Here is a 20,277-nt window from a genome sequence, read left to right on the forward strand (position 1 = left end):
TCTCCTCCTCTATTCAGGGTAATATCTTACCGTTATATCAATATTTTCTGTTTTAAACAACCTAGTTAATTGTTCGACTGCTTTTTCATCTGATACTAACCACTCTACTTTATAACCTGCTACACTAGATGACTCAATTTGTCTCATTGCTTCTTTTATAACCTTATCCTGTGCAAATTTAGGCAAGTCTTCTACATGGTAGAATGATTTTTGTTTCATTATTAACTTACCATCTTGCACCATATCTCCAGCTAAATTTTCAAATTGTACATATCCGCCCTTAGGATGTGGTAAATAAAAACTTTCATTATTAGGATTTATCTTCAATTCAAAGTTATCCACTCTTGGATTTTTTTGCGGTATTCTTTTACCCCAGAATCCCTCACCAAATGGTCTTGCTTCTATGTTATTAATTCCCCATTTTATTGTAGTCGTATATTCAGGGTTAGCCGACCCCTTAGAAGTAGCTTTCTTCATCTGATTCTCTGCTGCCTCTTTTGTTTCTTTAATAGCTTCATTATAAGCTATCTGTGTCCTTGTAGGCTTAAGTTTAACATTATTAATTGGAGAGTTTCCATTAAAACCTCCTATACCTTCAAAAGCAAGTTTATTTCCAAACCTACTACTAAAGTTATCAGACATGTTTTTAAATTTATTAACTGCATTTTCTATGGCATCGTTAACTTTTGATGCTCCTTTTTTTACCCAAGGACTTGCTTTCTTAAATACTTTCTCTACCTTATGGAACATTCCTGCTGTTGCTGCTCCAATTCCAACATCAAATAATGTGGTTGTAAAGTTTATTCCTTGACCATCTAGTGTTTGCCTTACCATGCTTTCAAATCCATTGGTTACCCCACCAAACAGCATCTTTCCACCTAAGGTTTTTAATGTACCAAAAGGTCCAAATATTGCTCCTGAAACTGCTCCTATAAATGATTCCCTGCCTCCAGCCCACATATAAGCAGATGCATCACTAACTTCTTCACTCATTTTATCTGATACTGCCTGACTTGCAACTGCTGCTGTTCCTGCTATTGCTGCACCTACTCCAACTGTAGTTGCTACCGCTGCCGCAGTTGTACCTACAGCTGCCAGTGCTCCTGCCACCGCCGGTATTGCGGTACCAGCTGTAAATGCTACTGCTGCTGCAACTACTGCAACCACTGCAACTACTGCCAAACCTGCAAGAACACCTTTAGCTAGTTTTCCCCAGCTAAATCCTTTCTTTTCTTTCTTCTTTTCTTCTTTTTGCTTTGGTTTTTCTTCAGGCTTTTGAGCTGCCTTTGGTTCATCATTAAATGGAGAATATGTTTCTCTATCACTTCCATTTTTTATTACATTGTCTCCTGAAAAATGAAACTCGTTTTCTATTGAAAAACCACTTTGTGTACCTGCTTTTGCTACAAGTATCTGGCTTTCTGCCTTTATGCTTATATTTTGTGGCGTTTTTATTAATATTTCACCATCTGCATTTAAACTTAGCTTTTTAGGGCTTTTAAGTGTTACTCCAGTATTGTCATCAAAGCTTATATTAAGCGGCTCTTTTGATCCACCACTTATGTTTAATGCACCTGGAGTCATTTCTATTTCGCTGCCATGTTCTGTTCCAAAATATCTTTTAGTTGTATCTGATGTTTTAGCACAACTGCTTCCGTTTTTTCTTACACAACCTGTTACAATTGGAGCTTCACTGCTTTCATTTGGAAAATAAAGTGCTGCACTTGTACCAACTATAGGCATTGAATACATTGTATTACCTGTAGGTGGTGCATATGGAAACCAGGCGGCTTCTTTGCTTTTACCTTTATCTATATCAAGATTAAGTTTTACTTTTTCACCTTCTACAGCAAGAACTTTTCCTTCAAGAGACCCTCCGCTTAAAAGTGAATTATACATTTTTGTCTGCCATATACCATTTTTTCTACATAAACGATATTTATAAATTACTTCATCTTTTAAAGCATAAGCTGAATATTGATTTACATAAAAGTCCTTATTCTTAAATCTTATTTTATCTCCAACTTCATACTTTTCTCTTCTTTTTATTTCATAATAAAAGTAATCTGTATCATGTCCTGCCTCAAGTCCACCTGCTTCATAAAATTTCTTTAAATCCTTACAAGCTTTATAATATCCTTTATCTTCTATTTCATAATTTGCTTTAATTGGTTTTCCAAAATAAAACATATTACTTGGTTCCATTATATCACAAAATAATTCTGAATTTAATTGGCTAGCTATTCTTTTTAAAAAGTTCCAATCGGTCTCTTTGTATTGAAATAATGGTTTTCCTATTTTTCTTCCTTTTGATATACATTGTGTATAATTGTAGCCTGGATAATCCTTTAAGATTGTTCCTATAAGCTGGTCATATGTCATATTAGCATTTTGAAAGGATCTACTTTTTTCTTTTATATCCAGTTCAAAACTCCATGTTATTCCTTCTATTTCTAAATAATATACTCCATTATTATTTGTTGTCTTTATACTATTTATCATTCCGTTAAATAATATTTTACTTTTACTTTTGTTAACTACATTAATATTTACAGAACTCTCTCTTAAATTCTCATCTTCTGCTTTTTCATAAACACATATCTTATCACTAGCAGACGCATTTATAGCAGACTGAAATTTAATTGAATCATCTATTAGACATTTTAAATATAAATATCCATGTTCATTAGGTTTATTATCAATTTTTATGTCTTCTATACGCAGTAATTTGTAAGGAGATTTAACCCTTAGTGCATGAAGTACCCCCATTTAATTTCTCCCCTCTTTTCTCTCGTTTACTCCTTTTCTTGACCATTTGTTTTAAATTTTATTTTTCCTCCATATTTACACATAAGTACTGAATCTGTTGTAAGCGCTGCTTCCCCTTCAACTAATGTATCTTTTTTTGCATTCTCCCAGTCTTTTAATATTTTTACACAACATTTTTTTCCGCAATCAGTTTTGCTTCCATCTTCTGATATTAGATAAATGTTCTCCCCACTAGATGGACATTCCCCATGACATATTCCAAAATAGCTTATGTTATTTTCCTTTCTATCAGTTTTATTCATCATAGGCTTTTCACCTACATATGAGCCATGACTTACTGGAAGATTTATTTTCCTTGCATGAGTCCCTTTATCGCATTTCATTTTTGCTCCTCTAACTATATAATAATTTTCTCCTCCACTCATATTTTTCACTTCCTCTTTTAAGTTTTAAGCTTATTCAACTTGCAGCCTCTCAAGTTTTATTCCTTTAAAATCACGTCTTAATAAACTTTCAGCTACATCAAGTCGTACTACTATTAATGGCTTTGAACTCTCTTTTATTTTAAAAATCTTATTGCCTTCAATTTTTTCTTTATCTAGTACTATTTTTTTTACTACTGTTTTATTTAAATTAAGCTCTGCTTTATCACTTAAACATTCAACTTCTTCAAATATAGGTAAGAAATAGCTTTCTTGCCTATCATGAAGTGAATCAATAAGCACTAAGGTTTTAAATAAAATATTCCTATTATATTTTTCAGTTATTTTCTTCATATCCTCAGATATTAAAAATAATTGTCTATCTAAAATATCTAGGAATTCACACCCTTCATCAGCATTGACTTGAAATATTGTAATGTCCTCAATTTTATGAGCATTTGAAAGATTAAGACTTTTTATATTAATTTTTTTAAATACATCAATAAGTCTTGGAGTATTTGTATATCTTTCATCTTGATTTAATAAAAAATAATCCATATATTCTCCTTCTCTATCTAACTTTCAGGATATATTATCTGAGTCGCATCCATATATTCTCCTGCTAATATGGCTATATCTTCTGCTTTTTTCATTTCCTTATAAGAAGATGTTTCTATAAATTTTCCTATCATAGTTTTTAAAAATTCCACTGCTAAAATATGATACTTATCAATTTCTTTAAGGATTATATTCTCTATATCCATATCAGTTATATTTTTTCCGTACTCTTTTTTCTTTTCTGTAAGTTCTTCTTTGTAATTAAAAATTGAATTAAAGATAAAGCCTAAGTCTATATTTATAGAACATTCTTCTTTATCTAAAAACCAATTCTCATCATAGAAATCAATTCTATATTCACTCTTATTTTCAAGGATACTGGTTCTAAGTAATGAGAAATAAATATATTTAATTTCTCCCTTTAATTGCTTTTCTTGAAGGTATATAGCTTGTCCACATATTTCATCAAATGTTGAAACTAAATTTTCATCTATATCACATTTACTGCTCTTATATGCCTCATCAATTTCAAGAAACTTATTAATCCATGTATTAATTACATATTTATATTGAAACTCTCTTAAAATCTCTTCTTTATTGCTTTCCATTATCATAGTATATTGCGACCTCCCATTTTAGTCACATTTATTGCTAGATATATAAATAAACAACCTTAAAACTTAATATATATCTATATTGTTGTTTTAAATTGGCTTTACTCAATTTTCACTTTTCCACCACTCATTGTCACATTGTCTTGTATCTTTACATTAGCTCCTGCTTGAGTTAAATTAACTCCACTACTTCCTTGAATAGATACTTTTCCGCCTCCAGTTATCTCAATATCCTCTTTGGCATCCAATACTATTTTTTTATCACTCTTAACTTCTATTCCTCCATCATCTGTTAATCTCATAAGCAAATTACCGTTTCCTATTATTTCAACTGCACCTGGTTTCATTACTATTTCTTTACCATACTTTGTACCAAGGCTTTTCACAGAAGGGTCGCTACGTTTTTTAGAATTGCTTGATTTAATATTTACTGAACTTATTGCATATGCATTTTTTTCTTCGTTATCTGGGAAATATAATCTTATAGCATCTCCTATCTCAGGCATGCAATACCAGCCTGTACCGTCTGGTGATGAATAAACTGTAGAATAAGGAAACCATTTTGATCCACCTTTATTTCCATCTATCTTTAAATTAATTTTGACTACATCATTTTTTGTGTCTAAAATATTTCCTTCTAAGGATATACCTACTATCTTGTTATTATAAATTCTTCTTACTTTTATCCCTTTTTCATCTCTCAAAACATATTTATTTGAAATTACGCCATTTATAAGTTCCATTTCTGACTTATATATATAAAGATTTCTGCCTTTAAAATTAACTAAGTTGCATAAATACATTACTTTATTTGTTATCACTTCATAATTTATTAAATTCACATCATTTAATCCATTAACACCGTTTCCTGATTTAAGCTTATATTCTTGTAACTCCTTCTTTATTGAATAATTAAATTCATCAAGTTTATATATTTTACAACAGCCTGAATTTCCTATGGAATACCTTATATTTTCTAACTGACATTCTGATACTACTGGTACATTAAAATGTGATGCTAATCTTTTTATAAATTCCCAATCTGTTTCTTTATACTGAACTATAAATTTATCTATTTTAGTACCATTTGCAATTTTATCTGACATTTTAATATTGCTATATCCACTATTTACAATATTAAGCACATCTTTATAACTTAAATTTTCATTTTGAAATGTTCTGCTTTTTTTCTTTATATCCATAAGAAAAGTTCTACTTAAAGCTTCCACCTCCAGAGTTCTAACCTCTCTATTTGCATTAACTTGAATATTAGTAACTACTCCTTGAAAAACATTAGTCACAGAATTTTTCTCATCTTTTAACGATAGTGCAATGTTAGTCTCAGCATCTGCTGTTTCAACATATTTATCTGCATTTTCTTCATCAATGATTCCACTTATATAAAGTCTCGCATGCTCATTTACTTCTCTAGTTATCTTTAGTTTTGTTATTTTTTGAAACTTATAAGGTGCTACTAAAATGTCTCCTTGAGTATACATGTATTCCCCAGTCATTAAGCTTCATCTCCATTCTCTTCCTTTACCACTCTTATAGTGTTAACAATTTGAAATGCAACATCTCTCCAGTCCTCATAGTTTTTATACAAGCAGCTAAAAGTTCCCATTAAAGTCTTTTCTTCAAATTCAAGAAAGAACATTAAATTATATAAAAAATCATCTATTGCTGAACTCTTAAACTCAAAATATCCTATATTTTTAGAATCAACATTTAAAATACCATCTTCATAAAATACATTAGATGGATTAGCCTTCCTTATAATTGCCTTCATTCCATCTTTTAATTCTTCTACACTTTCTTCATCTAGTGGACTATCAATAATATTTAATGTTACCGCTATACTTCCATCTTCATTACTCTTTATTATTTCTGGACGACTTTCTGATGGATACTTAAATTTTCTTACTTCTAATGGCATATCTTCAAACTCTTTTGGAATATATATTTTCAACTTTTCATCAAAGAATTCTTCCTCTTCAAATTCATAATATCTCTCTCCAATTTTTACCTTGCCATTACATATATCTTTCTTTTCTTCCCTTTTTTCCATTTCATTTATAAAATCTAAGATTTTTTCATCAACTTTTTTATCCACTTTTCCATCCACTTTTCCATCCTCCCATATTTTCACAATTAAAGATTAAATGGTTACAAACTCATAATTATATTTAGTCTTTTAAATATTCTTATTTGTTAATCTATGAGTATAGTTTTAAATTTTCTGTTCCTTCTTTCATCATTAACTGTTTGTCCATTGTTTTCTCTGTTTAATACATCTAGAAGATAAAGATATAATTCTTCATTAGAGTAATCCTTTTTCTCAATACCTAATTTGTATATCAAATAGCTCACTATTACTTCTTTTTGAATAATATCTCTACTTTGAATACAAGTCATTCCAAAAGATATATCCCAAGCTTCACTAACATTGCATCTTAATAATTCCCTTCCAAATTTTCTTAAAATATTAGGATTTAAACTGCTTTCACCATAAGCCGAATAAGGTACATTTATTATACTCACTGTGTCATACTCCGTTGACATATCTCTAAAGTCCACATAGCTTGTCCTTAATCTAGCTCCCTTTTTTAGCTTAAATCTACAAAGCTCCATTTCATCTTTGCTTATTTGTAAATCGTCATCTAAAAATATTTCAGATTCTAATTTAATGAAATCCTTATTTATGGTTTCTCCTAAGAATCTTATTTTTAATACCTGAACTTGATTAGTTGATTCATACTGAATAGTATAGTTTTTCTTTAGTATATAAATCATATCTTGATGTTTTATTATGCCTTTAGTCACAATTATATAATCATTATTTACCTCTATGTCACAGCCTGAAATTATTCCATTAGAATAGTCTTTAAAGTTTATATCTAAAATCTCTCTTGGGAAATCCCTAAGTTCTTCTAACATTTCAATTTTTAAAATTCTTCCACTATTAAAAAGAGGATAATTATTTTGAAACAACCCATTCACCTCCTAAATTAAAACGCCTCAGAATATATTTAATTTATTTAAAATTTATGAAAGTCTTCATCAATTTCTATCTTTTTATTTTTGTGATAATATATTGTTCCTCTTATTCCTTGGAAAAAACATGTTGCAAAAGCAAGACTTAGTATAAGACCTACAATATTATTCATACCATTACTCAACATATGTAGCTGACTTAATGTAAAATAAACGAATAGTATAACTGCACATATCCTACTCTTTTTATATACTCCAAAAGCTAATCCGAGATCCAAGATTATAAATATTAGAGTATATAAAATTAATTCTAAAAATCCAAAATTACTTATTCTTGTTATTGCTATTATTGCTATTAATTTTATTAAACTACATGCTATTGCTAACCTCCATGCACTCTTTATGCACTTCAATGCTTTTTCATTATCCATAGTTATCCTCCATTTTTGTTTTATTTAACTTAAAGTTACTTAAGTCCATCAAAGAAATTTTTCTCCCATTGATCATTTTCAAAAGGATAAAATGTTTCTTTTCCTATATAAAGCTTTTCATTATATCTTAGTATGGCAACTACATAGAATCCCCATAGTTCTTCTTTTGCCCAAGTAAAAAATTTCACTTCATTATTTACAATATTATCTGTGTCATGCTGATTGATAATATCTCCATATAAATTTTCTATTTCTTCCGATAATATAGGTTTTAGTTCATCTTCATTCGTGTCGTAGGTATATTCATATCTTATATTTCCATGTATATCCTTCAAATATAGTTTCAAAATAGCCTTTTCCATAAATCTAGATATATGTCCCTTAGTTTTATCTCTACCTTTAATTAATGTTTTTTCTTCTCCTTCGTGAGTGTAAGAAGTAATAACATAAGGTAATGCTGGAGTTTTTATATCTATTTTTATATCCGCATATCCAAAATTCTTAGCGTGTAAATACTTAAGTGCTCCATTAAGACAAGCTAACTTCAAATCATAATTTTCCTTAGATTCTTTTTTATTTCTTTTAACTTGAATAATTTTGCCAGGAATGAATTCTTTTAAAGCTTCCTTAAATATTTCAACCCTACAAGATTGTCCAGTTAATTTTATTATTGAATAATCAAACAGCTCATTATTTTCATAAAGGCCTTCTAAAAATCTTTTTATTATATTATATATATCTCCCTTAAGTAAGGTATTTATTTCATAGACACTTATAGATATATTAGGTGCATTCTTTACTATTTGAAGTTTATCTTTACATACATAAGAAAGCTTCCATTTATCAAATCTTATGCTATCTTCTTCAATTTCTTCATTATCCTTTGAAGTTAAATTTAGTTTTAAAAGACTAGGGTCACTAAAAAATGCTTTCTTCACCTGTTCCGCTACTTCAAATAGAAAATAATAATTACTTTTTACTTTATAGTATTCTTCTTTTCTTCTACATTCATATAATTTAAATTTAGTGGGAATTATCTCTTCTGCCTTTTCATATTCTTCATTTAGCAATTTATATACTTTTTCTATTCCATACTTATCTACAAATCTAAATACATCTATATCAAATTCTTCTATTATAATCTTGTTTATTATGTCATTACTTTTAGATAATTCTTTAGCCATTAAAATTTTTATAAATTGCATTATTCTAAAAGTAAGATTATTGCCTCCAAAGTCCGTATCTCCATTTTCATAAGAGGTTTCTATATCTAATTCATAAGAAACTCTATTATTATATATGGTAAAATTACATGCTGATAAGTCAGTGGTTCCCCCTCCACAATCTATTATTAATGCCTTATATTTTTCCCCTTCAATATAATTCTTTTTTTCTATTAATTCAGATATAGTATTATAAAGTACTGCTGCACTTTCATCTAAAATATTTTCTTTTTCAACTATATAATCACTTAATATTTCTTTAAATAAACTATGGAATTTATACTTCTGCTTTGATGGACAGGATATATATATATGCTTAAATTTACATTTAAATCTTTGATTTGCTAAAGATATTATATAAGTCAAATATGCTTTCATAATATCTTTTCTTACTATAAAAGTAGTTTTTTCATTTGTATCTATTACTTTTTCAGCTTTTTCAAAATCACTTACCCATCTTTTTATGTCATAAAATATAGTTAATCCATCATCTATATAATTTCTTTTAGATTCTTTAATTGCATCATATCCAAAGATGTATTCTATATTTTCCTCTCCAATGCTTCTTATACCTACCACACTTGGAATAAGTGGAGTTATTTTTCCATACTCCTTAGTTGTATCTAAAACTTCTACAATCCTTATTTGTTTTTTATCTCCCTCATCATTAACTCCAATTTTTTCATTTAATGATGAAAACTTTTCTTTATTTATATAGATACCTGCTGTAGTATTGGATGTGCCAAAATCTATAGCAAGAGGCATTGAGGTTTCTTCTACTTCTTTTACTTCAAACTGTAGAATAGGTAAAGAATAAAATTTTATAAATCCCTTAGTAATATCTTTATTTCCTTCATATATATGATAGAGAAGCTCTGACTCTTCTCTTTCAAAATACAATAAACTATAGTGTTTAACTATTGATTCTTCTGATGGAATATTCCCTTTGCTTGTTAGAAAGTACTTATCTTCTCCACTTTCGTTTATTTTTTTCACATTAAATACACTACATATTTTAAAATTACTATCTACTAAAAACATATTTACTTCTTCTAATTTATCTTTGCTTTGTATTCTGTATCCATCATATATTTCAGTATCTAGCTCTTTATAAACTGTTATTTTTCCTGGATATTCTATTTTTTTGTCATCTAATATAAGCTTTTCAGATTTTTTTAAAAACCTTTCTACTCTTTCCAAGCCTTCTTCTCTAAAATTATTTATAAGAAGACTATCTTCTTCACCACGATATTTCATTATGAGATTAATCAATTCTTCTTTATCTAAAGGGTTAATTAAACTTTTTACTATTTTTTCTTTAATACATATTTCTCTTAATTGAAAAGTTGTCATAAGTTTAAGATCTCTTTTTTTATATGTATTTTTCTTATTTTCTGTATTTTTGTTATTTTTATATAATCTATATGAATATGAAGTCATTTTGCCTCCTTAAATTTAAAACCAAACTATATAATATTTAATAGTTTTACATCATAACAATTTCATCAAGTATCATGGTGTTTTCAGCACCCAAAATTCCAAAGTGATGATCCCAATATATAAATGCATTCATATTTATAGGCAAAAACAGTTTTATTACAGTTTCTACTTTTTTATTTAATTCATAAGTTTTATGTTTACCTAAATATATATACATCTCTTTTGGATTATCTTGATTTATATATACTCTATTATTTTTAAATACTTTATTTAAAACTTTATTAAATAAATGTAGTGATGCTCCTGTCTTATATAAAGTAATAAAAGCAGTTAATATATAATCTAATTCTTCCTTATTAAAAAGCTTAATATTTAGACATATTTCTTTGCCAAATACTCCTTTTTCTATGTCCTTTATAAAAAAGTTCTTGTAAAACTCATTTTTACTTAGTCCTTGTTTTAAGTCTAATTTTCCTAAGTAATGAAGCACTATATCAAACAGCACTTCTCTTAGCTGCCTACTTTCCTCTATATTAATATCAAATAAATCTTTAAATATATGATAAAACCTATAATATGGATTTACTTCAACCACTTTATCTTCTGGTAAAGAATTTGTATTAATGTCTGTAAAAGAAATTTCCATATAGGGACTACATACTTTAGCTAGTATAAATTGAATTTCTTCTCTGGTTATATTCTCTTTATCAGCTTTTAATAATATATCCCAAATGTAGTTCATATTAATCTTCCTTCACAATGATATTCTGGATAAAATAATTGAATTTCTGATATTAAAAAACTTAAAATATCTCTATTTAAGTAGTAATTAGTATCCTTTGCTTTAAAATATAATATTAGTATCTTTCTTATATGCCCATCTCTTATTTCATCAATGATGAATTCATTCATGCTATAGGTTTCTGAATTTTTAATTTCATTTTTACAATTAAATTTATCTTCTTCTTTTTCTTTTAACTCTAAATGCTTAAATTCTAGATATTTATATACTTTAAAAGAACTTATAACTCTCTCTAGTTCTGCCATAGTTTTTACATTACATTTATTATTTAATGATAGTTTTCCAATAAAACTAGAATCAGCTTCATTAGACATAAGTTCATAATCATATATATCTATAGACAAATCATTTTTAGAAATAACCTTATATACACTCCACTTTTTTCCCTCTTCTTCTGAAGAACATATTACTAATGAATCCTTCATAAATCTTATATATTGAATATTGACTCCTTCATAATTTACTAAATAACCATGATTTTTCCCTTCCTTTTCAATGGATACCATGTGTTCATAGTTAACTTTGTCATCACATGGCATTGGAAAACCAAGACTTTTAAGTGAAACTTCTTTTATGTTCCAAAGAGGCACCATACTATATTGAACATATTTATCATATTCTTCAAAATCTATAGATATTTTGTTTATTTCCTCATCTGTTCCTATATCTTCTTCACACTTCATTAAAACCACATTAGCCATTTTATAAATATATGGGTTATTTATTGTAGTCCATGGAATATTATTATTTATAAACATTTTATAGAGATCATTAGTCTTTTTTATATATTCCCTATTCTCTTTTAAAGAAAAATAGGCTTCATATGTTTTTTTATTGGTTTCAATAATTCCTTTAAATGTTTTTTTGTTATCCAATATATCTTTAACCATTAAATAATCACATTTTAAAAATATTTTAAACATGCTTATAGGTTGCTTTTCTTTTAAGCTTTCCAGTATTTCACTTATGTCATATATGTTCTCTTCTACATCTTCTTGTAATATTGGATATAAAAATTCATTAGTTGGATCTAAATCTTCTCTTTTAGCAATGGTACAAAATACATTGTATTTCCCTTTTATATCTTCAACCTCATTAAAGACTCTTTCCTCTAATTCATTGAACCTATTTTCTGTATACTCTTCTAATGATGTAAATAAACCGCTTAATATTTTTTTAAAAATTAGTCTTTCTTCTAAGTTCTCAATATTATTTAGCTTTTCATAAATCTCACTTTTCATTTTTTCTCCCTATTCCTTACCTATTGCCCTATTTACTAAACCTAACTTTTCATCTACTTTTTTTACTCCCTCAGTAAGACCTTCCTTTTCATATAATTCTTTTGCTAAAATATATAAAACCTTTGCTTCCTTAAAATTGCCTTTAATATTTTTTTCATCACCATCTTTTTGGTATCTATCCGCTTGTGCCCGTTTACTGGCACTTTCATCTATTTTCTTATCCATAAGTCCTATCTTTTTATCTAATTCACTAGAAAAACTATTGGCTCCAATTTGTCCATAAAGCTGTTTCGCCATAATGTAATACATTTTAGCTCCAACATAATCTGATGCACTATAAGCTATATCTCCTTGTTTAATATGATTTACAGCTTTATCTTCAATATCTACTTTTTCCTTTTCTTTTTCATCTTTTTCTTTTTTCTTTTCTTCTTCCTCTTTCTTTTTCTTTTCATCCTTTTCTTTATCTTCTTTTTGCTTTTCTGCCTTACTAGCATAGATTTTATCTAATTTTTCCATAGCTTCTTTTCTTTCATCTTTTAAATGAATAGAAGTTGCTAAATCCTTTGCTTTCTTATATAAATCCTCAGCTTCACCTATATTTTCACTATCTAAATTTGTATCTCCTAGTGTTAATAAGTCCATAACTCTAATAGCATCTCTAACTTGATTTAATTTATCTAACACATATTCTTTACCTAAACTATCTACGTTGTCCATCTTATCTAGAGTTTTTAAATATCCATCTAAAGCTTCTTCATATTTTTTATCTTTTAATTTGTTGTCTGCATCAATTATTATTTCTGTATATTTATAGTAGGCATCTAAATTTTTCTTTTCGTCCTTCAATTTATACTCTGTAGCTATTTCTAATGCCTTTTTATATTCTCCATTAGCCTTTGTTATGTTTCCGTTGTTGGCATAATTTATTGCACTTACTTTATAAGCGTTCATATTTTCTATACTATTTTTTTTCTTATTTCTTTGTATATTAAAAATAACACCTGAAATAATTAAAATTATAAGTATAGGTATTGCTGTAAACACTATTTTCTTTATAAGTTTTTTTCTATCAGGATTTTTATAGACTTTGTCTATAAAAATTCCGGAAAAGGTGTAGTTTTCTATATATTTAAGTTGTTTTGATAACAACATATCTTCAATATTATCTGCTAATTCTTTTGGCTCTGCTGCCTCATCAATGGCATCTTCAATTTCTTTTTCATCTATGTTTTCCCATATTCCTCTTGTAAGCAGAGTGATAATATCTCCATCTACTAAGGTTATTTTTTTTGATATGTATGGTTTTTTTAATTCTTCTTGTCCTAAATAACAATATAAATTATTTCTTTCACTATGTGTTGCTATCTTATCTAAAGCAACCTCTTCTTTATCCGCTAAAACTTGTGTAAGAGACTGATCATTACTTTTGTATCTTAATGTACCATCTCTAAATAAGTAAAATCTTGTATTTCCAGCTAAAGCATATCTAACTTTACTGTAATCAGTAACAACTACTGTAATAGATGCCTTTAGCCTTGTATAAGTACCACTTAAAATAAGTTCTTCACTTGCTTCTTTTAAATATTTTTTTATAAGTCTTTTTTTTATAGTAGGTTTTTCAGTGAAATTTCTTATAATACTTGTGACAGCTATTTTAGCGCTTTCTAACTTAAGGTCATCATCTATTCCATCTGCTATTACATAACATGCATAGTTGTCTAGCTCTATAAAAGCAAAATAGTCTTTATTTTGTAACAGCGTACCTGCCTCTGATATAAAAGCAGTTTTAAATTTAGAATTTAATTTTCTCATCTTTTCACCCTCTAAACCCATTTATAGTTATATATATTTCATAAGCATAATAGTTCCATTATGTTTATCTTCTTTTTCTGTATCCTTTACTTTATCTATTATCTTCTTCCCTATACCATTAAAATTACTGTTTTTAATAATGGTATTTTCTATTTCGTTCCAAGTTAAAGTTTCATAAATTCCTCTATTCATTAAAACTATAATATCTTGTTTTTTTAATTTTATAGGTATGTCAAAAATCTCAAAACTTTTAAATTCCTCCATACCCAGATAATATAAAAGCTTTCTTTCATTAATAGCTGATAATGCAATTTCTTTTGAAAGTCTTCCTTTGTAAAATTCTTGTTTTGCTAAAACATCTAAAGTATGCCCTTCACTTAATTTTAAAAGTTCGTTTTCTCTTAAAATTGCTATAACTGTATCACCCACCATAGCATAGTAAAGAAAACCTTCCATTATAACAGCACTTACTAAGCTAGTTCCACCTTGCTTACTATCAATTCTCTTTAAAATTTCTCTATTGGAAGCATTAAAAGCTTTATTAAAAAAATACTCCACTTTTCCTAAAGTCCTATGGCTTAAAAAAATATCTATAAAAGTACTAACCGCTACTTTACTAGATATTTTCCCTCCTTTATTTTTTCCAAGGCCATCTGCTAAAACTGCAATAGTTCCAATTTCTGAAGTAACTACTTTAAAATTATCTTCTTGAGCTTCTTCTCCTCCAATGGTGCTTGCTGTTTCTATTTTTACATTTTCTTTTTTATATTTTATAAGTAGAAATTTCTTAAGTATTATAAGTGAAACTAATAAGAATATAAGCACTCCTAACAAAGTATAGTAGTTGCTTTTAATTAAATCTGTCATAGTAATTACCTCTAATCATTATCTTCCCACTCAAAGTGTTCTCCACAAAATGGTACAAACAGAAACTTACTTTTCCCAAGTTCAATTACATCGTAAGGAAATAATTCTGTTGGCATATAAGCTGCTTCCCCATTTAAATAAGCAATTCCAGAAGAATCTCCAGGTAATAATACATTATTTTTTTTCTTCTGGTCATAAACAACAATTGCATGATTTCTAAGAGAAACCTTATTGTCTCCAACTATCTGTATATCCATATCATCTGCCCTGCCTATGAAATTTTTACCTGCTTTAATTTTATAATCTTTACCTACTCTGGCTCCTTCAATACATACAAGCCATCCACAAACAGGCTCAATTTCTTCATATAAAAGATCTGTTTCTATCTCTAACTCCTTTGGCGAATTAACTTCATTGCTTTTTTTTGAAGCAGTTTCTATATTGCAATATGGACACAAAGTTCCATATCGTCTTTCACTAAACATATGACCATTTTCGCATCTTATAAGTCCCATTTTAAATCACTCCATTTCATCTAAGTAAAAGCTTAGCTTTTCCAATAAACAATATATCTCCTTTTTTTATAATGCAGGGACTATAGTTTGCTACCTTATAAAGAGTATTATCTTCTTTCTTTTCTATGGATACACCATTATTAGAGCATAGATCTTCTATATACCATCCTCCCCCTGCATAATTTAATACAGCATGTTCATAATCTATCAAATTAGAATATATAGACTGACTTAAATCTATATCCACTTTATTTTCTTTATTGTTTTTACCTATTACCATTGATACCTTCTCGGATAAATTCCATTCTTTTATAATTTCATTATTCTCATTTACTAAAGCTATAGAATTAATTGCATTAGTGTCATATGATTTTCTCTCATCTAGCTTTCCAATTATTTTAATAAAAACTATTAGTGCTATTATAACTAAAGCTATTAACAATATATTTTTAACTTCTTCTAACTCTATTGTTATATAAATTAAAACTCCTATTAACGTAAGAATTATTCCTATAAATAGATTTATAATCTCTATTTCTCTTAAAATTTTCTTATCTTTATTTTTCATGTTATTATAATTCAAAGTAATTCACTCCATTACTTCTTTTTTGGTTTAAAAAAACTATTAAAAATATCTGATGTGTCCATAGGATTTTTCGAACCATTCTTTAAAAAGTCTTCTTTTACTTCACTGGTATTTGCCTTAAAACCAAAAAACTCTTCAAATTTACTGTTTAAATTCTCCATGGCATCCTTAATATCACCAGTTGTTTTTTTATATGTATCATCCTTTTTCTTTTCTTTGTTATTTTTTAAAGGATCATGAGTTTTAAAAATCTTTTTATCATATTCTTTTCTACTTTTTTCATCACTTAAAACACTATATGCCTCATTTATCTCTTGAAATTTTTCATTTAAACTCTTATCATTTACATTTGTATCAGGATGATATTTCTTAGCTAAGTTTCTAAATGACTTTTTTATCTCATCCTTAGTTGCATCCCTAGATACCTCTAATATTTCATAAAAATTCTTCATACTTTCCCTCAATATTTAAAAATTATAGGAGAACTAAGTCTCCCATAATTTTTATTTTTAAATTTCTTTATACTATATTTTTACTAAGCGCTGTAGCCGCCTTCTATTGTAACTTCATGAAGCTTGTCTTTCTTCTGCTTAACTATAAGTTCAAAAGTACCTACACCTTCTGTATCTCCAAAGTGCTCTTTATAATCTACAACAAAAGCATTTGGGAAAAATATTTTTCTTATAATTTGATCTGCTGAAAGTACTTCTACAGTAACCTTTCTATAGCAATCAGCTTTTTCCGCTGGAATTAATGACCAAACTCCCATTTGTCTTGTACTATCAAATTCTTCTCCATCTAAAGCTGTTAATATTTTTCCACTAATAATCATAGTGCTTCCAACATCTTTTGAACGGGCATTTGAATCCTTAGGAGTATCTGTTTTTAAAACTACCTTTTTAACACTTTCTATTCCAAGTTCTATCTTGTCAGCTCCCTCGATTGATACTCTAAATCCCATTTTCTCACTCCCTTTATAATTTTTATCTTTTTCTTTTCTTTAAATAAGTTATTCTCCAAATCCACCTTCAAATTTAACCATTGCAGTCTTGTCCTTTTTCTGTTTTAGATTTAGCTTGAAAGTTCCTACTCCTTCTTCATCACCATAATCTTCTACATAATCAACTACAAAAGCATTTGGTAGGCTTATTTGTCTTACTATTTGAGATGCTGATATAACATCTATTGTTACATTTCTATAACAATCAGCTTTCTCTGCTGGAACAAGTGACCACTGTGCTAGCTTTATAGTGCTATCTGCAGCCTCACCATCCACTGGTGTTAAAATTTTTCCTTTAATAATTAATGATGTCCCAAGATCTGTGGAACGTGCATTAGAATCATCTGGAGTATCTGTTTTGAACTCCACTGTTAAAATGTTTTCAATACCTAAATCAATAGTTTCAGCACCTTCAACCTTTAACTTAAATCCCATTTTCTCTCCTCCTTTTATATGTATATTATTTATAATTGATCTCTGATAATAATGTTTGTTATCAAAGACAATATGCTTAATTATCTTTTATTCTTAATATTAATAATGAACTTATTAATTTGATGGCTTAAATTATCAATTTGCAACACTTCTTGTTATTTCAACTTCTAAGTTCTTAACATTTCCATTAAAGATTATATCTATGTTACAAGTACCACTATTTTCATCTATGGAGAAGCTTATGTCATCTCCTTCTTGAATAATAGAATTTATATTACCTTTATTGGATAACCATCTACTCTTCATACTGTTTGGATTATTACTAAAGAATTTAACAATATTATCTTGCTTAAAGTCATTAGTATGGAATCTTAGCATTCTTTCTATATAAGTAGTTACTAATGTTTTATATATGGACTCAAAATCTGAACCTCCAGTTAATAAGCTTCTTGCTTTATATACTGTTATCTGTTTTACATCCTTACCATCTAATTGTGCATTATCTGATGAGAATATAAATCCAAAGTTCTTTTTATTTATTGAACTCTTTATCTCATTAGTAAAACCTGAAATCTCTTTTGCTAATGTAGTTGTAACTTTTAAGGAATTATCTGATGATTCTATATCAAATCTAACTCCCGGATATTCATAAGAAACATTTTTATAAGCTTCTCTTAAAAACTCTGGACATTGATATGAGGCTACAAGTCCTGCTGCTATATATGCTCCCCCTATATAAACCCCTTCTATCCAAAGTTTTAATATATCTTCTTTCTCCTTTGAAAGTTTAGCTACACCTTCATCAGTAACAATCATTCTATTATCAAGCACAACTCCTGATTTATCCTTTGGGATTATTGTAAAATTAGGTAGACATGGTATAGCAAATTCGCTATAGTCCTTTCGAATTAATGGTGAGCATTTATCGATGAATTTGTCTACTCCCGCTGTTGCTATATGATTAAAGGTTGTTTCCTCTCCTGTTTGGAAACTAAAGAATATTTGGATACGATAACTTTTTATACAATCTAATAGTAAAGCTAAATCTTCCATGGTAGTTCCATCTGTTTTACTAGTCTGAACATTACCTTTAAATCTTTCTCTTCTTACTTTATTTTTACTTGTTCCTTCTAATTCAATAGATGGAGCAATTCCAAACCAAATGGTATTGCTAAAATCATTTTTATCATTTACAGTATTCAGATAGGTATTAAACCTTGGTAAGTTATTTGAACTAATTAATCTGTTAACCGGTATATTTGTAACTAGTAGTGAAGGAATCATTCCTTTATTCTTTGTTTTATATTGATCAAAGAACATTTTAACACCTACTAATTTCTCTACTAACGGTTTAACTGTTTTTACGAAGTCATCTTTTGCACTTTTATAAAACTCTAAATATGTATTATAATTTACTACTTCCTGTTCTACGTCTATCTTGCTTTCCATAGTTGAAGCTAAAGGACAAAATGTTCTAACAACTAAGCTTTTTACATAATCTGCTTTAACATCATTTACTGCCTCATAATCCTCTTCAAAAGCTTTGATCAATCCAGCATTTGCATTATCATCTAGAGCAACCAGTGCTGTATCTTCTGTTTTAGGAGCTTCTAATATTTTAAGTTCCCCATTTTCCCCCATACTTAGTGCGCCAATTTTAAGTTCCACATCATTTGTTTTATTTTCTTCTTGTCCAAGGAGCAATCTAGTTTTAATATCTTCAATAGCTAAGGGAATCATAGCCATAATATTGTTATAATTATTGCTAGCTTCTTCAAACATATAATTGAGCTTGTCCCCTAAATCTAGCTTACTTGGATCTTCATCATCTAATTCATCATACTTAGAATATAGATATTGAATCTCTTTTCTTGATTGTTTAATATCATCCATAACTTTTTTCGGTGATATCATATCTAATAAATTTTCAAATTTAAAATCTACATTTGCTATACCTTGAGCACTTTTTGTATCAATCAATGTGAATAACATTTTTAAAAAATCATTTGATTGATTAATTGGTATTTCTGTTACATATCCTTCTGGTAAATTTTCTGGTTTCTTTAAACTATACATAACTTTTTGATTTGTTGCATTATAGAAGGAATATACTACTGGTGAAAACTTATCTAAAAATTCGTCAAAACTTCTAACTAAAAGATATTCGTTAATCTCTTTTATCTTGTCATCATTTAAACTACTCAAACCTTTTGTGTCACCTATTATTGAAATTAAATCTAATTTTTCTGGATTTATCTCTTCAAATAATATGGCACGATTAGTTTGTTGAATAACTTCCATTTATGTCACCTCTTTACATTTTTTAAATATTATAGTAACCATTATAATATTTAATATAAACTTTTTCAATAACTTGTTTGCATTTTTTAATTTTATTTATTATTTATTTAAACTTTTTCTTAAATTTTTCTATTGCTATTAAGTCCTTCGTGCTTTATCCCCTTTTCTTTATACCAAATTTTATATTTTTTCGTTATTATATTATTTTTTTGTAAATATTATTAAATTTTATATTATAAAAGTAAATTTTTGAAAACTTAAGCA

The 20,277-nt window shown here is 28.0% G+C and carries 19 protein-coding genes; all 19 read right to left on the minus strand.

The window, feature by feature from the left end:
• Window positions 1–9: 9 nt before the first annotated feature.
• Window positions 10–2,769 (minus strand): contractile injection system protein, VgrG/Pvc8 family, encoded by a 2,760-nt coding sequence (locus tag T514_RS27635; RefSeq protein ID WP_084284492.1) that lies wholly within the window; start codon window positions 2,767–2,769, stop codon window positions 10–12.
• 26 nt (window positions 2,770–2,795) lie between these two features.
• A complete protein-coding gene (locus T514_RS0110845) occupies window positions 2,796–3,194 on the minus strand; it encodes a DUF4280 domain-containing protein (RefSeq protein ID WP_027624791.1) in 399 nt (132 codons plus the stop codon).
• A gap of 30 nt (window positions 3,195–3,224) precedes the next feature.
• The gene (locus tag T514_RS0110850; RefSeq protein ID WP_027624792.1) at window positions 3,225–3,749 is read right to left on the minus strand and encodes a hypothetical protein; all 525 of its coding nucleotides are present in this window, start codon (window positions 3,747–3,749) and stop codon (window positions 3,225–3,227) included.
• A gap of 17 nt (window positions 3,750–3,766) precedes the next feature.
• The gene (locus T514_RS0110855) at window positions 3,767–4,363 is read right to left on the minus strand and encodes a hypothetical protein (protein ID WP_027624793.1); all 597 of its coding nucleotides are present in this window, start codon (window positions 4,361–4,363) and stop codon (window positions 3,767–3,769) included.
• Between the two features lie 101 nt (window positions 4,364–4,464).
• Window positions 4,465–5,877 (minus strand): contractile injection system protein, VgrG/Pvc8 family, encoded by a 1,413-nt coding sequence (locus T514_RS0110860; RefSeq protein WP_027624794.1) that lies wholly within the window; start codon window positions 5,875–5,877, stop codon window positions 4,465–4,467.
• On the minus strand, window positions 5,877–6,476 hold the full coding sequence (locus T514_RS0110865; RefSeq protein WP_027624795.1) for a hypothetical protein: 600 nt from the start codon (window positions 6,474–6,476) through the stop codon (window positions 5,877–5,879). The genes T514_RS0110860 and T514_RS0110865 overlap by 1 nt, the downstream gene beginning before the upstream one ends.
• A 98-nt stretch (window positions 6,477–6,574) precedes the next feature.
• Window positions 6,575–7,354 (minus strand): hypothetical protein, encoded by a 780-nt coding sequence (locus tag T514_RS0110870; RefSeq protein ID WP_027624796.1) that lies wholly within the window; start codon window positions 7,352–7,354, stop codon window positions 6,575–6,577.
• 47 nt (window positions 7,355–7,401) lie between these two features.
• Window positions 7,402–7,788 carry a hypothetical protein gene (locus tag T514_RS0110875; protein WP_027624797.1) on the minus strand — a complete coding sequence of 129 codons (387 nt, stop codon included), beginning with the start codon at window positions 7,786–7,788 and terminating at the stop codon, window positions 7,402–7,404.
• A 35-nt stretch (window positions 7,789–7,823) separates the two neighbouring features.
• Entirely contained in the window at window positions 7,824–10,451 is a 2,628-nt protein-coding gene (locus T514_RS0110880) for an acetate and sugar kinases/Hsc70/actin family protein (protein ID WP_027624798.1), read from the minus strand.
• 46 nt (window positions 10,452–10,497) lie between these two features.
• Window positions 10,498–11,193 (minus strand): hypothetical protein, encoded by a 696-nt coding sequence (locus T514_RS0110885; RefSeq protein WP_027624799.1) that lies wholly within the window; start codon window positions 11,191–11,193, stop codon window positions 10,498–10,500.
• Window positions 11,190–12,494: a hypothetical protein gene (locus tag T514_RS0110890; RefSeq protein ID WP_027624800.1), complete on the minus strand. Its 1,305-nt coding sequence runs from the start codon at window positions 12,492–12,494 to the stop codon at window positions 11,190–11,192. Before T514_RS0110890 ends, T514_RS0110885 begins: the two co-directional genes overlap by 4 nt.
• A gap of 9 nt (window positions 12,495–12,503) precedes the next feature.
• Window positions 12,504–14,309, minus strand: a complete 1,806-nt coding sequence (locus T514_RS0110895) for a PP2C family protein-serine/threonine phosphatase (RefSeq protein WP_027624801.1) — start codon at window positions 14,307–14,309, stop codon at window positions 12,504–12,506.
• Window positions 14,310–14,336: 27 nt separating this feature from the next.
• Window positions 14,337–15,176 carry a PP2C family protein-serine/threonine phosphatase gene (locus T514_RS0110900; RefSeq protein ID WP_027624802.1) on the minus strand — a complete coding sequence of 280 codons (840 nt, stop codon included), beginning with the start codon at window positions 15,174–15,176 and terminating at the stop codon, window positions 14,337–14,339.
• Window positions 15,177–15,187: 11 nt separating this feature from the next.
• Window positions 15,188–15,691, minus strand: coding sequence for an FHA domain-containing protein (locus T514_RS0110905; RefSeq protein ID WP_027624803.1), 504 nt, complete (start codon window positions 15,689–15,691; stop codon window positions 15,188–15,190).
• Window positions 15,692–15,707: 16 nt separating this feature from the next.
• Entirely contained in the window at window positions 15,708–16,274 is a 567-nt protein-coding gene (locus T514_RS0110910) for an FHA domain-containing protein (RefSeq protein ID WP_242850592.1), read from the minus strand.
• 14 nt (window positions 16,275–16,288) lie between these two features.
• Window positions 16,289–16,729 (minus strand): J domain-containing protein, encoded by a 441-nt coding sequence (locus tag T514_RS0110915; protein WP_027624805.1) that lies wholly within the window; start codon window positions 16,727–16,729, stop codon window positions 16,289–16,291.
• Between the two features lie 83 nt (window positions 16,730–16,812).
• The gene (locus T514_RS0110920) at window positions 16,813–17,238 is read right to left on the minus strand and encodes a hypothetical protein (RefSeq protein ID WP_027624806.1); all 426 of its coding nucleotides are present in this window, start codon (window positions 17,236–17,238) and stop codon (window positions 16,813–16,815) included.
• A gap of 48 nt (window positions 17,239–17,286) precedes the next feature.
• Window positions 17,287–17,712, minus strand: a complete 426-nt coding sequence (locus tag T514_RS0110925; RefSeq protein ID WP_027624807.1) for a hypothetical protein — start codon at window positions 17,710–17,712, stop codon at window positions 17,287–17,289.
• Window positions 17,713–17,847: 135 nt separating this feature from the next.
• On the minus strand, window positions 17,848–20,013 hold the full coding sequence (locus tag T514_RS0110930) for a hypothetical protein (protein ID WP_027624808.1): 2,166 nt from the start codon (window positions 20,011–20,013) through the stop codon (window positions 17,848–17,850).
• Window positions 20,014–20,277 lie beyond the last annotated feature (264 nt).

Source organism: Clostridium lundense DSM 17049 (assembly GCF_000619945.1).
GTDB classification, from domain to species: domain Bacteria; phylum Bacillota; class Clostridia; order Clostridiales; family Clostridiaceae; genus Clostridium_AO; species Clostridium_AO lundense.

Excerpts from the sequence above, each read along its gene's own strand:
- T514_RS0110880 (WP_027624798.1), bottom strand. The coding sequence starts at position 10,451 with ATGACTTCATATTCATATAGATTATATAAAAATAACAAAAATACAGAA.
- T514_RS0110885 (WP_027624799.1), bottom strand. The coding sequence starts at position 11,193 with ATGAACTACATTTGGGATATATTATTAAAAGCTGATAAAGAGAATATA.
- T514_RS0110860 (WP_027624794.1), bottom strand. The coding sequence starts at position 5,877 with ATGACTGGGGAATACATGTATACTCAAGGAGACATTTTAGTAGCACCT.
- T514_RS0110895 (WP_027624801.1), bottom strand. The coding sequence starts at position 14,309 with ATGAGAAAATTAAATTCTAAATTTAAAACTGCTTTTATATCAGAGGCA.
- T514_RS0110890 (WP_027624800.1), bottom strand. The coding sequence starts at position 12,494 with ATGAAAAGTGAGATTTATGAAAAGCTAAATAATATTGAGAACTTAGAA.
- T514_RS0110900 (WP_027624802.1), bottom strand. The coding sequence starts at position 15,176 with ATGACAGATTTAATTAAAAGCAACTACTATACTTTGTTAGGAGTGCTT.
- T514_RS27635 (WP_084284492.1), bottom strand. The coding sequence starts at position 2,769 with ATGGGGGTACTTCATGCACTAAGGGTTAAATCTCCTTACAAATTACTG.
- T514_RS0110915 (WP_027624805.1), bottom strand. The coding sequence starts at position 16,729 with ATGAAGAATTTTTATGAAATATTAGAGGTATCTAGGGATGCAACTAAG.
- T514_RS0110875 (WP_027624797.1), bottom strand. The coding sequence starts at position 7,788 with ATGGATAATGAAAAAGCATTGAAGTGCATAAAGAGTGCATGGAGGTTA.
- T514_RS0110905 (WP_027624803.1), bottom strand. The coding sequence starts at position 15,691 with ATGGGACTTATAAGATGCGAAAATGGTCATATGTTTAGTGAAAGACGA.
- T514_RS0110845 (WP_027624791.1), bottom strand. The coding sequence starts at position 3,194 with ATGAGTGGAGGAGAAAATTATTATATAGTTAGAGGAGCAAAAATGAAA.
- T514_RS0110930 (WP_027624808.1), bottom strand. The coding sequence starts at position 20,013 with ATGGAAGTTATTCAACAAACTAATCGTGCCATATTATTTGAAGAGATA.
- T514_RS0110850 (WP_027624792.1), bottom strand. The coding sequence starts at position 3,749 with ATGGATTATTTTTTATTAAATCAAGATGAAAGATATACAAATACTCCA.
- T514_RS0110855 (WP_027624793.1), bottom strand. The coding sequence starts at position 4,363 with ATGATAATGGAAAGCAATAAAGAAGAGATTTTAAGAGAGTTTCAATAT.
- T514_RS0110925 (WP_027624807.1), bottom strand. The coding sequence starts at position 17,712 with ATGGGATTTAAGTTAAAGGTTGAAGGTGCTGAAACTATTGATTTAGGT.
- T514_RS0110920 (WP_027624806.1), bottom strand. The coding sequence starts at position 17,238 with ATGGGATTTAGAGTATCAATCGAGGGAGCTGACAAGATAGAACTTGGA.